This window comes from Nocardioides sp. Iso805N (assembly GCF_000364605.1).
Classification (GTDB): domain Bacteria; phylum Actinomycetota; class Actinomycetes; order Propionibacteriales; family Nocardioidaceae; genus Nocardioides.
In genome coordinates this window covers 384076-396612 of the sequence record NZ_KB822576.1, presented here as the reverse complement: position 1 = coordinate 396612, position 12537 = coordinate 384076, and the positions used below count along the sequence as shown (strand labels likewise).

The following is a 12537-nucleotide window of genomic DNA, read 5'->3' as shown; positions in this document are numbered from 1 at the left end:
GTCAACGCCCGCAGGTCACGTGCAGCTGCTCTGATGGGTCTCGTTGGTCATCGCGTTGCAGGTGTTGCCGAACATGTGACTCACGTGCGGGCCGAGGATGTAGACGATCACCGCGATCAGGGCCGCGATGCCCGCGGCGAGCAGGGCGTACTCGACCGCCGATGCGCCTCGGTCGGTCTTCGGTCGCTGTTGGGTCATCGCTATCCCTCCGATGGCGGTTGGCCCCATGTCACCGGTCAGGCGGTCAGGTGCAGTTGCCGGCCGAGGCGTTGCCGCCTCCGTTGACCGCCTTGCAGGTGTCCTGGAAGACGTTCTGCAGCTTGCCGCCGAAGGTGAAAACGACGCCGACGACCAGCGCCGCGATGCCGGCGATCAGCAGGCCGTACTCCACGGCCGAGGCTCCGCGCTCGTCCATCTTGGCGAGCCGCGCCTTCATCATGATGCGCACGTAGTCCAGCATCCGAAGTCCCCCTCAGGATCAATCCCCTTGGGCGAGGCAACCGCACCGCCCGACGACTCCATGGTGCCGCAGCTCAGCCGCTCCACGGATCGGGTGAAGGTGCCTGCCGGCGTAGTCCGTTCGGACTAGCGCTGGGTGCGCAGGGTCCCGGGTCGGGGCCTAGGCTCCGGTGGGTTTCACGCTGGAGAGCAGCCCGATCCGCATCGCCGTGACCAGGGCCTGGGCCCGGTTCGCTGCACCCAGCTTCTGGTAGATCCGCGCGATGTGCGACTTGGCCGTGGACTCCGAGAGGTAGAGCCGCTCACCGATCGCGGCGGCGCCCAGGCCGTCGGCCAGCAGCAGCAGCACGTCGTGCTCGCGATCGGAGAGCCGGGTGGACTCGCTGCTCTGCCGCCGGATCATCGCGCCGACCAGCCCCGAGCAGACGAAGGAGCGCGGCGAGACGGCGGCGTGGCGGGCGGCCCGCACGACCTCCTGCGAGGGGGCGTCCTTGCCGACGAAACCGGACGCGCCGGCCTCCATCGCGGCGAAGATCTGGTCATCACCCGAGTGCATCGTCAGCACCACCACGCCGGTGGTGTTGCTCTGGCGCCGGATGGCCCGCAGGATGTCGAGCCCGGTCCCGTCCTGGAGCTGCAGGTCCGCGACCACGACGTCGGGGGAGAGCCGCTCGTAGAGCTCCAGCGCAGCCGCGACGGTGCCGGCCTGGGCGACCACGTCGAGGTCCTCCTCCAGGTCGATCACCCCGGCCAGACCCTCGCGGATCAGCTCGTGGTCGTCCACCAACAGCACCGACGTCATGCGTCCACCCTCGCCTTCCCAGCCTCCGGGGTGGAGGCGTCGTCTGTTCCACTCGTGATCTCGACGGTGACGGCCAAGCCGCCGCCGTCCCGCTCCACCATGGCGAGAGTCGCGTTGATGAGCAAGGCCCTCTCCCGCATGATCGAGAGTCCGTGGGAGCCGGTGCGTGGCGCCTGCATGCCGCGACCGTCGTCGCTGACCGTGATCAGGGCCTGCGGAGCCCGCACCTGGCAGTGCACCTCGATCGCCGATGCGTGAGCGTGCTTGATCGCGTTGTTCATCGCTTCCTGGGTGATGCGGAACAGCTCCGCCTCCACCTCAGGGCGCAGCCGGTCGGTGGTCTCGTCCAGGGTGACGTGGATCGGCACTCCTGAGACCTCGGTCAGGTTCCGGGCGATCGAGCCGATAGCGGCGCCCAGGCTCTCGCTGGCACCCACCGACGTACGGAGGTTGACGAGGGAACGACGGATCTCGGCCACCACGGCGGTGATCCGTTCCCGCAGTACGCCGATCCGCTCGGCCTGCTGCGGCGTCGACGCCGTACTGGCCAGGGCATCGACGAGATAGCCGAGGCCGGCGATGTCCTGGGCCACCCCGTCGTGCATCTCGCGAGCCAGCCGGCGTCGCTCCTCAGCGGTCGCGGAGTCGCGGAACGCGGCGAAGAGCAGGGCGGTGTCGAGTTGGACGGCACTGACCTGGAGCGAGCGCCGCAGCTTCTCCAGTCGGTCGTGCAGGCCCAGCCCCTCCGCGGTGACCCGGTCGGAGAGACAAGCGACCACGACCGCGGAGACGCTGCCGTCGTGCGCGGACTGCAGCGGCACGGCGAAGACGTTTTCCTCGACGTAGGTGGCGGCGGTGGCCCAGGCGGCGAGGGCGGCGTCCTCCCAATCGGGCTCCACGCTGTCGCCGCTCTCCCTGGTGACCAGCCGCGAGAGGGTCTCTCCGCGGGTGACGTAGAGGGCCAGGGACGTCGTCGGCAGCTCATCGCGGACCTCACTGAGGATGCCGCCGCCCAGGGTGACCGGGTCGAGACCACCGTCGAAGCCGCCACTGATGTCGATGAGCTGACGCAGCAGCGACTGCGCGTAGAGATAGGGCGCCAGTGGATCGGCCCGCTGCTGCAGTGCGCTGCGCAGGAAGGTGCCGATCAGGCCGACGCCCAGACCGGCGAAGCACCAGCTGAAGATGCTGTAGCCCTGCTCGGGCGTCATCCCGTGGTGGACGGCCAGCGCAGCGGTGACGACCGCGAAGAGCTCGGTCGAGAGCGAGAGCGCGACGCCCCACACACCCCGGTAGAGCCCGGCGCTGAACGGCACGATCGCCAGTGCTGCCAAGACGGCGGGGGACCGGTCCAGTGCAATGCCGGCGACCAGGCCGACGCCGGCCGCCTCGATCCCGCCGATGACGTCGAGGGTGACCCGGCTGCGCCACTCGAGCAGGGTGACGATGCCCCAGGTCGCGGCGATGAACACCAGCGCGACCAGCGACCCGGTGTCCCGCGTCCACAGCAGCGGAACGAGCATTGCGACCAGGGCGAACCCGCGCGTCAGCCCTGCGACCCGACGATGGTGCGGGTCGGGCAGCAGGCTGAGTTCGGGCGTGGTGGCATTCATCTGCGCGGCCGACTGTTCATGGAGGTGAGCATCACTGGCGTGCTCGTCACCGACAGATGCCGGGCCTTGGTCGCGTGACGCACCTGGTCCACGTTGCACCGCCCGGTCGTGCCCCGCAAGCTTTCCGAGCGACCGTGGCCAACCCGCATGTCGCGCAGGATCTGCATGAGCTTCCCAGGAGGGCGGGCTGTCGTGATCGCGACCTGTCGCAGGGTGACGCAGTGACGCAGGATCCACTCGGTCGAGCCGGGCCCGTCGGCCCCAGCCGACTCCTCCGCGGCGCGCACGGTCGAGTTGAGCAGCAGAGTGACGACGAGGGCGACGACACCGAGGACCGGCAGCGCGATCACCTCACACCTCCACCCTCACCAGACGACTCATCCAGACAGGACAGATGCCCAGTCGGGCCGCGGAGAAAACGAGCCCCTTCGTCCGTCTAGCGTCGATAGAGCGCGTCCACCTCGTCGTGGAACTCCCGCATCACGACGTTCCGCTTGAGCTTCAGGCTCGGGGTGAGCTGACCACCCTCCTCGGTCCACGCGTCCGGCAGGATGACGAACTTCTTGATCGCCTCGGCGTGGGAGACGGCCTTGTTGGCATCATCGACCGCCCGCTGCACCTCCGCCCGCAGATCGGCGTCGTCGTAGAGCTCCTCCACGCCGCCCTGCTTGCCGTGCGCCTCGGCCCAGGTCGGCAGCGACTCGGGGTCGAGGGTGACGAGTGCGCCGATGAAGGGCTGGCCGTCGCCTACGACCATGCACTGGTCGACCAGCACGTGCGCCCGCAGCCTGTCCTCGAGTACGGCGGGGGCGACGTTCTTGCCGCCGGCGGTCACGATGATCTCCTTCTTGCGACCGGTGATCCGCACGAAGCCCTCGTCGTCGACCTCGCCCAGGTCGCCGGTGTGGAACCAGCCGTCACCGAGCGCCTCGCCGGTGGCCTTGTCGTTGTTCCAGTAGCCCGCGAAGACCTGACCGCCCTTGAACAGCAGCTCACCGTCGTCCGCGACCCGCACCGAGGTGCCTGCCAGTGGCCGACCGACGGTGCCGATCTTGAGCGCGTCGGGCAGGTTGACGGTGAGCGCGCCGGTCGTCTCGGTCAGGCCGTAGCCCTCGAGCACGGTCAGCCCGATGCCGCGGTAGAAGTGGCCCAGCCGCTCGCCGAGCGGCGCACCGCCGGAGACGGCGAACTGGCAGTTGCCGCCCAGCGCCGCCAACAGCTTGCCGTAGACCAGCTTGGCGAACAGCGCGTGCTTGGCGCGCAGCACCAGCGGAACCCGACCGGCCTCGTCGGCCCGGGAGAAGTTGATCGCGACATCGGTGGCGATGTTGAAGATCTTGCCCTTGCCGTCAGCCGCGGCCTTCTGCGAGGCGGTGTTGTAGACCTTCTCGAAGACGCGCGGCACGGCGAGGATGAAGGTCGGCTTGAAGTCGCCCAGGTCGTCGAGCAGGTTGGTGATGTCGGGGGAGTGGCCCAGTCGGGTGCGGGACTTGATGCAGCCGATCTGGATGATCCGGGCGAACACGTGTGCCAGCGGCAGGAAGAGCAGGGTGCTGGCGTTCTCGGTCTGGAACAGCCGGTCCAGCTCGTCCACGGCGACGCCGAGCTCGACCATGAAGTTGCTGTGCGTGAGCACGCAGCCCTTCGGTCGGCCGGTGGTGCCGGAGGTGTAGATCAGGGTGGCCGGGTCGGACGGGACGATCGCCGTACGCCGCTTCTCGATCTCTTCGTCGGCGACGTCGCCACCGAGACGGACGAGGACGTCGACGGCGTTGTCCGCGAAGGACCAGACGCTTGTCAACGACTCGAGGTCCACCCGCGCCTCCGCGACGCGGGCGATGTGGTCGGATCCCTCGGCCACGATGCCGCGGGCGCCGGAGTCCTCGAGGATCCAGCGGACCTGCTCCACCGAGGAGGTCTCGTAGATCGGCACCGTGACCGCACCCGCGAACCAGATCGCGTAGTCGAGCAGCGTCCACTCGTAACGGGTCTTGGAGAACAGCGCGACGCGGTCGCCCTGCTCGATGCCGGATGCGACCAGACCCTTGGCAACGGCCACGACCTCGGCATGGAACTGCGCCGCGGTGACGTCCTCCCAGCCGTTGCCGCCGGGGCGGCTGAAGGCGACCGTGTCGGCGAAGTCGCGCGCGTTACTCACGACGTCGTCGGTCAGGTTGCCCGCGGTCGGGAGCTCCAAGGTGGCCGGGGTGGAGAACTCGCGCACTACTTCCTCCGCACATACTGCTGGTAGGTGAACTCCGGCACACTACTCCGACCAGGTGTCCCGCGGGCATCCCTCCCCGATCCGGTACGCTGCCAATCCGTCCGACGAAGGTCGGAGCCCGTCAACCGAGGCCGCCGCAGAGGCCCGAAACGCGAAGGCACCTCATGGCCGAACAGACCACCTCTTCGATCGTCGTCCAGGCGGTTCCTGGCGCGGTGATGGACGTGATCGCCGACTTCCCGGCCTACCCCACGTGGGCCAAGGGGATGAAGGTCGCCGAGCCTCTCTCCACCGGTCCCGACGGCAGGGCCGAGCAGGTCCACTTCGTCCTCGACGTGCCGCCGATCAAGGACGACTACACGCTCTCCTACGTCTGGGACGGCGAGAAGAAGGTCTCCTGGACCCTGGTCAAGGGCACCCTGCTGCGCACGCTCGACGGTGCCTACCTGCTGCGTGACCTGGGCAACGGGTCCACCGAGGTCACCTACCGGCTCTCCCTCGATGTCAGCATCCCGCTCATCGGCATGCTCAAGCGCAAGGGCGAGAAGATCCTCATCGAGACCGCGCTGCGGGGGCTGAAGACGCGCGTCGAGTCGCTGTGACAGCGGCCCCTGCCCCCGAAGGCCGCTCGGAGGGACGCATGCGGGTCCTGCTGTTCACCGGGAAGGGTGGCGTCGGCAAGTCGACGGTCGCCGCGGCCACCGCCGCCCAGGCCGCGGCCGCGGGCAGACGCACGCTCGTGATGTCGACCGACGCGGCACACTCCCTCGCCGACGCGTACGCCGCGACAGTCACCGGCGGCTCGCCCACGGAGGTGGCGCCGGGCCTGTTCGTGCAGCAGATCGACGCGCAGCGACGCTTCGAGGAGTCGTGGGCTGACATCCAGGGCTACCTGCTGAGCGTGCTCGAGGTGGTCGGCGTGGATCCGGTCGCTGCCGAGGAGCTCACCGTCATCCCGGGCGCCGAGGAGGTGCTGGCCCTCCTCGAGCTGCTGGAGCAGGCGCGTTCGGGCCGCTGGGACGTCATCGTGGTGGACTGCGCCCCGACCGCCGAGACCTTGAGGCTGCTGGCGCTGCCCGAGGCGCTGGGCTGGTACATGCAGCGGATCCTGCCGATGCAGCGCCGGCTGACCAAGGCACTCAAGCCGGTGCTGACCAAGGCCGCGGGCGTGCCGATGCCGGGCGACACGGTCTTCAACGCGGTCGAGAGGCTGCACACCGAGCTGCGCCAGGTGCGTGAGCTGCTCGCCGGTCCGGATGCCTCGGTGCGGCTGGTGCTCACCCCCGAGCGGGTCGTCGCGGCGGAGGCCAGGCGAAGCTTCACCACGCTGTCGCTCTACGGCTACCGGGTCGATGGCGTGGTCGCCAACAGGGTCTTTCCGGCCGACGGTGCCGACGACTGGCGCGCCGGTTGGGTGGTGGCGCAGGACGAGGTGCTGGCCGAGGTCGACGAGTCGTTCCCGGGGCTGCCGGTGTGGCGGTCGGTCTACCGGCCGCGGGAACCCGTCGGCGTGGCCGCCCTCGTCGCACTCGCCGACGAGGTGTACGCCGGCGCCGATGCCCTCGCCGTACCGACCGGGGAGGGGCCGTTCCGCGTCACCCGCACCGCCGAGGGCGCGGTCGCGCACCTGGCCCTGCCGGGGGCAGCGCGCGAGCAGGTGCACCTGGGGCGCAACGGCGACGACCTGGTCGTCACCGTCGGCTCCTACCGACGGTTGTTGACCCTGCCTGCCGGACTCGCCAGGCTGCAGGTGGCGGGGGCACGTGTGGAACAGGGCGAGCTGCAGGTACGGTTCCGCGAGCGAGGGAGAGCAGACGGAGCCGGGGAGGAGCAGCTGTGAGCGATGACGGTCACGATCGGCCAGGTGCCGATCACGAGACTCGGCACGAGCAGCTCGGCAGCGCCGCCGAGGAGGCGGCCAAGCTCTTCGGCGCGCTCGGAGACTGGGCGAAGCAGCACGGCAGCGACGTCGCCGGGAACCTGGCGGTCGGCCTGACCACTGGTCTGGCCGGGCTCGCCAGCCACGCCCAGACCGTGGCTTCCGACATCAACCACGACCTCGGCGAGCACCTGGCGACAGGTGCACCCGAGTGTGCGTACTGCCCGGTCTGTCGCACTGTGCACGTCATCCGCGAGGCCTCGCCCGAGGTGATGACGCACCTTTCGATGGCCGCCGCATCCCTCATGCAGGCCGCCTCGGCCGTGATCACCGCAGCCGCGGAATCGCGCCCGAATTCCCGTCGAGGCACTTCGGTGGAGAAGATCGACCTCGACACGGAGCAGGGCTGGTCCGATGACTGGCCTGATGACTCCCGCGATGGACAGGAGAACCAGGAGTGACCGCACTCGCGTGTGGCGTCGACGTCGGCGGCACGAAGATCCTCGGTGGCGTGGTCGACGAGAAGGGGACCATCGTCGAGGAGTTGCGCGTCACCTCCCCGGCCACCGACCCCGACGCGATCGCCGATGCGATCGCCTCGGTGGTCCTTCAGCTCAAGAGCCGTCATGAGATCTCGTCGGTCGGGGTGGGCGCCGCCGGCTACATCGACAAGGGCCGCAGTACGGTGATGTTCGCGCCCAACATCGCCTGGCGCGACGTCAATCTGCGCCAGGGCCTGGAGAAGCAGGTCGACCTGCCGGTCGTCATCGAGAACGACGCCAACGCCGCGGCGTGGGGCGAGTTCGCCTACGGCGCGGGTGTCGACGTGGAGGATCTCCTCCTCGTCACGGTGGGCACAGGCGTCGGCGGCGGCCTGGTCCTGGACGGAGAGCTGTACCGTGGCGCCTTCGGCGTCGGCGCCGAGATCGGCCACATGCGGATGGTTCCAGGCGGGATCCCCTGCGGCTGTGGCAACCTCGGCTGCTACGAGCAGTACGCGTCGGGCAGCGCGCTGGTGCGTGACGTCCGGGCCGCGGCCGTCGCCGGTGACCCGGCCGCTGCCGGGGTGGTGGCGCGGGCCGGTGGGAATCCGTCCGCGATCAACGGCCCGATGGTGACTGCTGCCGCGCAAGAAGGTGACCCGTTCGCGATCCAGGCGCTGGCCACGCTCGGCACCTGGCTGGGCGAGGGCATCGCTTCGCTGACGGCCGTGCTCGACCCTGCCGTGGTGGCGATCGGTGGTGGCGTCGCCGATGCCGGTGAGCTGTTGTTCGGTCCGGCACGCACCGCCTTCCGCAACCAGCTGACCGGTCGCGGGCACCGTCCCGAGCTGGACATCCGAGGCGCGAGCCTGGGCAACAACGCGGGCCTGATCGGCGCCGCAGACCTGGCCCGGAGGTAGTACCTGTGGTCGACGAGGCGGACACGCCTACGGGCGTCTACATCGGCGTCGACATCGGCGGGACGAAGGTGGTGGCCGCGACGGTCTCCGAGGCGGGGTCGGTCGGGCCGATCGCGCGCCGCTCGACGCCGGGCCGACGGGTTGCGGTGGAGTTGGTCGAGGACGCCCTCACCGAGGCGATCGAGGAGGCAGCCGCCGGCCAGCCGATCGCGGCGGTGGGCATCGCCGCGGCCGGCTTCGTCGACGCCGATGGCGAGCGGGTGATGTTCGCCCCGCACCTGCCGTGGCGCGACGACCCGACCCGGTCGCGGCTGGAGGCGCGCTGGGGACTGCCCGTCGCGCTCGACAACGACGCCAACTGCGCGGCGCGGGCCGAGATCGCGCTCGGTGCGGCGCGGAGTGCCGGCGACGTACTGATGGTGACGATGGGCACCGGCATCGGCGGTGCTGTCGTGCTGGGCGGCACGCTGCTGCGTGGGCGCAACGGCATGGCCGGCGAGTTCGGGCACATGCAGGTCGTCCCGGACGGGCGCGGCTGCGAGTGCGGCGGGGAGGGCTGCTGGGAGCAGTACTCGTCCGGGAACGCGCTGGTGCGCTACGCCCGAGGCCGGATGTGGCACGAGTCGTACGCCGGCACGACGCTCCTCCAGGAGCTCACGGCCGGCGATCCGCACACCCTGACCGGGCCGATGGTGACGGCCGCTGCGGAGCGCGGCGACAGCCTCGCGCTGCAGGCCTTCGAGGAGGTCGGCGAGTGGCTCGGCATCGGCATCGCGAACCTCGTCGCGGCCTTCGATCCCGAGCTGGTGGTGGTCGGGGGTGGCGTCTCCGCCGCGGACGGGCTGTTGCTGGACCCGGCGCGCTCCGCGCTGCGTCAGTCCCTCGTGGGGGCGGCCCACCGGCTGATTCCGCCCATCGTGCGCGCACACTTCGGCCCCGAAGCAGGGGTCGTCGGAGCGGCTGCCCTGGCTCGCTCCGTTCGCTGAGGCCGAGGCGGCGGCCCCGGCTCGGGTGCCGCCCTCAGTTGCCCACGAGGTGGGGCGTGGCGGTCAGCACCCGGAGGCGTTGTGGCGTACCTGGAATCGTCAAGGTGTCGGGCAGTGGACGCCAGGCGCCGGTGCCGAAGCGGTAACGGCCGCGGTAGGTGATGTCCACCTGGGGTGCCACCTCACCCTTGCGCAGGTAGCGGTGAGTGACGCCCAGTGCTGGATAGGCGGCCCCTGGGTCGCTGCCGGTGTGACTCGTCCCGTCCCCGAAGCGCCACACGTACGCCGCGGGCGTCGCCTCGATCGTCACCTCGACGCTCAGCAGGGGCACTGTGTGGCTCTGGACAGCGGTCGTGCTGGTGTAGAAGTTTGTGGCGAAGTTGACCAGGGTCTCTCCGTCGGGCGGCTGGATGATCAGGGTGGCGGCGGGCCAGCTGAGGCTCCGGGCGGCCGCCATGACCTGGTCGGGTGTTGGAAGCTGTGGCGGATCGGGCGCCTTCCCGGTCCAGCACGTCTCGCCCACCTTGGTGGTGCCCTCGTAGACGATCATGTCCTCGCCCTGAGTGCCGTCCTCAGCGGGGCAGGTAGGTGTCTCCGCGCAGGTCTTGGCTCCGCTGTGGCAGTTGGGTGTGAAGGTGTAGTTGGGCCGGGTGCCGCCGCCGGCATCCTGTACCGCGTTGGCTGCGTCGTGGCCAGAGAACGTGCAGACCTCCGTGGCGCGGCTGATATCCACGGCACTTTCGCATGATGTCGCGGACGCGCCCCGTGCCGTGTCGGAGACACCTAAGGCCGCTGCCGCAAAGATACCTGCGATCAGAATCCGGACGACGGTCATTCCGCACTCCCCGCGAGTTCGGAATACTTTGCCATGCGCCACAGGTCGCCGACTCGCGCGACTAGGTAGATTTGAGTATCCGTTCCTCCAGTGAATTTTGTCCATTTCGCTCTCGCACTCTCGCGGTAGCGGCTTGGGGGAACGCGTTCGCGTGTGTAGTACTGGCCGTCTGGATGACGCGCGATAGAGAGAATCTCGGTGTCCGCGGCCTCGATAGTGCCTCCGGCCGCGTAGATACGGGTGACGGCCCTGGCGAATGACTTACACGACTCGCAGCCGGGCTCGTTCAGCGAATCGAGTGCGGTGAGGTCCCCGGTGCGCTGTGCCTCCGTGTTGACCTGAATCCAGCGGCGGATGAACTGCTTGGCGCTTTCGTGCGCGGGCGGAGTCGCGATCGTCGCCGAAGTCGAGGGGGTTGCGGGCATCGACGTCGTGGGCGAGGCGGCCGGCGAGGGACCGTCGGCGATGTCTTGAGTCCCGCCACCACAGCCTGTGAGCAGGATGGCGAGGGAAACAAGGAGCAGGGGTGAGCGGCGCATCAGTTCCTCCCGAGCGGAGTGAGCGAATGAACCGAACCGTAATGCGCGGGGGGCGACCTGAGAAGGGCCAGACGCCTACCTGTGGAAAAGTCGCCTTCTATCTCCGTCGTGGTTAGACGCAATCCCCTTGGTCGACTTCGTGGCGTAATAATTGGGGTCGCGGGAACGTCTGTGGTGGTGTCCACAGAGTAGAGATCAGCTCGAAAACGTAGTCGAACGATGTCGACTCGAATCACGGCATGCGGCCCTCGTTGCGGACCGCAACAGGCGAAAGCCCCGCCGTACCCGATCACACGCCTGGTGGCGCGACGCGACGTACGCGAAGGCACCCGATCAAGACACGCAACCACGCTGGGACTGGCCCACCCTGCTCGTTCGTCTCGAGCCACCCGCAAACGGACGCCCAATGCACTTCAACCGCAGAAAGTGACGTCTCAACCCGCAGAAAGTGACCTCTCGACGGGACCTACAGTCGTGCGCCGTCGTCCCAGGGATCCCGCGGCTCGCGCGGCATGTGGAAGACGAGATAGCCGAAGCCGACGAGGAAGCCGAGGATCAGGAAGTCGACCACCCAGTTCGGGATCCACCAGCCCAAGGTCATGTGCAGCACGACCAGCACGATCGCCGCCACGGGAGTGCCGAGCACGCCGATCCAGGCGAGCAGGCGGTCCGGCGATGGGCGGGGGAGCGTCGGGCTCGGGGCGACGAAGCCGTCGTCGTAGTCCTCGTCGTACATCTCGGGGTCGGGATCGAACGGCTCGTCGACGTCGTCGTCGAAGAGCAGCTCGACCGGCTCCGGCTGTGCGAGGTCGTCGCCGGAGAGCTCGACGCGGTCGCCGAAGTTCTCCACGATCTCCTGCCAGGCCGCGTCCTGCGCAGCCTTGTCCGGGTCGCTCACCGGTTCGCTCACCCCACCAGAGTAGGACGGCAGCCCAGAGCGACCTAGTCCGTATGCTCAGCCGGCGGTCACGCGCGCGACGAACGCCGCCGACTCGTCGAAGATGAGCTGAGCGTCGTTGTCGAGGGTGGCGACGTGATAGCTGTTCGGCAGTTCACGCACGGTGACCGGCCCGGACACGCGCGAGGTGATCAGCGGCTGCGAGGCGGCGTCGACGACGTGGTCCACGGTGGAACGGAAGTAGAGCACCGGGGCGGTCACCTTCGGCAGGTCCGCGACGAGCGTCGGCCACGCGCGGAACATCGAGTGTGCCGCCTTGAGCGGGGTGCGGAGGTAGCCGTGCTCGGCGACGCCCTGCTTCTTGATGTCGCTGGCGATGCCGGGGCGCGAGCGCACCAGATGCTTGAGCACCGGCAGCAGCTTCACGTCCAGCCGCTTGGTCGCCACAGCCGGGTTGACCACGACCACGCCGGCGATGTCCTCGGCGTGGTCCGCAGCCAGGCGGAGCACGAGCGCGCCGCCCATCGACAGACCCGCGACCACGACCACGTCGTTCTCGGCGCGGATCTTGTCGAAGGCGCGCGAGACCTCGGCGTACCAATCGGTCCAGGTGGTGCCGTTCATCTCCTGCCAGGTGGTGCCGTGACCCGGCAGCCGGGGGACCTCGACGGCGTAGCCGAGATCGGCGAGCGAGCGGCCCCACGGCACCATCGAGTACGGCGAGCCGGTGAACCCGTGCGAGAGGAGCACGCCGATGCGCCGGCCGCCGGTGAGCTCTGGCCGGGCCGGCACCGAGAGCGGCGCGTGGATGTCTGAGGACGAGGGTGCCTGGGTCTGCTCCGCCATGCCGGGCATTGTGCCGCAGCGACGGCAGGGCGGCCAGCAAGCGAAATGCCGCTA

The 12537-nt window shown here is 69.4% G+C and carries 15 protein-coding genes; 5 read left to right on the top strand and 10 right to left on the bottom strand.

The genetic code is table 11. The annotated features are described in order from the left end of the window. Window positions 1-15: 15 nt before the first annotated feature. The 6 genes from H036_RS0106205 to H036_RS0106180 all read right to left on the bottom strand — a co-directional run bounded on the left by H036_RS0106205 (window position 16) and on the right by H036_RS0106180 (window position 5098). A complete protein-coding gene (locus H036_RS0106205; protein WP_017933919.1) occupies window positions 16-198 on the bottom strand; it encodes a Flp family type IVb pilin in 183 nt (60 codons plus the stop codon). Between the two features lie 46 nt (window positions 199-244). Further along, window positions 245-460 (bottom strand): Flp family type IVb pilin, encoded by a 216-nt coding sequence (locus tag H036_RS0106200; protein ID WP_017933918.1) that lies wholly within the window; start codon window positions 458-460, stop codon window positions 245-247. A 159-nt stretch (window positions 461-619) separates the two neighbouring features. Continuing rightward, entirely contained in the window at window positions 620-1261 is a 642-nt protein-coding gene (locus tag H036_RS0106195) for a response regulator transcription factor (RefSeq protein ID WP_017933917.1), read from the bottom strand. Continuing rightward, window positions 1258-2874, bottom strand: coding sequence for a sensor histidine kinase (locus H036_RS0106190; protein ID WP_017933916.1), 1617 nt, complete (start codon window positions 2872-2874; stop codon window positions 1258-1260). Before H036_RS0106190 ends, H036_RS0106195 begins: the two co-directional genes overlap by 4 nt. Then, complete coding sequence (locus tag H036_RS0106185) at window positions 2871-3224, bottom strand: hypothetical protein (protein WP_017933915.1); 354 nt, start codon at window positions 3222-3224, stop codon at window positions 2871-2873. The genes H036_RS0106190 and H036_RS0106185 overlap by 4 nt, the downstream gene beginning before the upstream one ends. Before the next feature lie 86 nt (window positions 3225-3310). Beyond that, window positions 3311-5098, bottom strand: a complete 1788-nt coding sequence (locus tag H036_RS0106180) for an AMP-dependent synthetase/ligase (RefSeq protein WP_017933914.1) — start codon at window positions 5096-5098, stop codon at window positions 3311-3313. Between the two features lie 164 nt (window positions 5099-5262). Between H036_RS0106180 and H036_RS0106175 the strand changes: the two genes are divergently transcribed. Genes H036_RS0106175 through H036_RS0106155 form a run of 5 tightly spaced genes read left to right on the top strand, consistent with a single transcriptional unit; the run spans window position 5263 to window position 9365 of the window. Beyond that, window positions 5263-5700 (top strand): SRPBCC family protein, encoded by a 438-nt coding sequence (locus H036_RS0106175; RefSeq protein WP_017933913.1) that lies wholly within the window; start codon window positions 5263-5265, stop codon window positions 5698-5700. A gap of 38 nt (window positions 5701-5738) precedes the next feature. Then, entirely contained in the window at window positions 5739-6938 is a 1200-nt protein-coding gene (locus H036_RS0106170; protein ID WP_017933912.1) for an ArsA family ATPase, read from the top strand. After that, the gene (locus H036_RS0106165) at window positions 6935-7438 is read left to right on the top strand and encodes a hypothetical protein (protein ID WP_017933911.1); all 504 of its coding nucleotides are present in this window, start codon (window positions 6935-6937) and stop codon (window positions 7436-7438) included. The genes H036_RS0106170 and H036_RS0106165 overlap by 4 nt, the downstream gene beginning before the upstream one ends. After that, complete coding sequence (locus H036_RS0106160; RefSeq protein WP_017933910.1) at window positions 7435-8379, top strand: ROK family glucokinase; 945 nt, start codon at window positions 7435-7437, stop codon at window positions 8377-8379. The genes H036_RS0106165 and H036_RS0106160 overlap by 4 nt, the downstream gene beginning before the upstream one ends. A gap of 5 nt (window positions 8380-8384) precedes the next feature. Next, complete coding sequence (locus tag H036_RS0106155) at window positions 8385-9365, top strand: ROK family protein (protein WP_017933909.1); 981 nt, start codon at window positions 8385-8387, stop codon at window positions 9363-9365. 34 nt (window positions 9366-9399) lie between these two features. Here H036_RS0106155 and H036_RS24250 read toward each other — a convergent pair whose 3' ends face one another. The 4 genes from H036_RS24250 to H036_RS0106135 form a co-directional block, all read right to left on the bottom strand. Further along, complete coding sequence (locus H036_RS24250; RefSeq protein WP_017933908.1) at window positions 9400-10098, bottom strand: PKD domain-containing protein; 699 nt, start codon at window positions 10096-10098, stop codon at window positions 9400-9402. A 98-nt stretch (window positions 10099-10196) separates the two neighbouring features. After that, window positions 10197-10739 carry a hypothetical protein gene (locus H036_RS25270; RefSeq protein WP_157417086.1) on the bottom strand — a complete coding sequence of 181 codons (543 nt, stop codon included), beginning with the start codon at window positions 10737-10739 and terminating at the stop codon, window positions 10197-10199. A 466-nt stretch (window positions 10740-11205) separates the two neighbouring features. Further along, window positions 11206-11649, bottom strand: a complete 444-nt coding sequence (locus tag H036_RS0106140) for an AtpZ/AtpI family protein (protein ID WP_017933906.1) — start codon at window positions 11647-11649, stop codon at window positions 11206-11208. Between the two features lie 45 nt (window positions 11650-11694). After that, complete coding sequence (locus H036_RS0106135) at window positions 11695-12483, bottom strand: alpha/beta hydrolase (protein ID WP_017933905.1); 789 nt, start codon at window positions 12481-12483, stop codon at window positions 11695-11697. Between the last annotated feature and the right edge of the window lie 54 nt (window positions 12484-12537).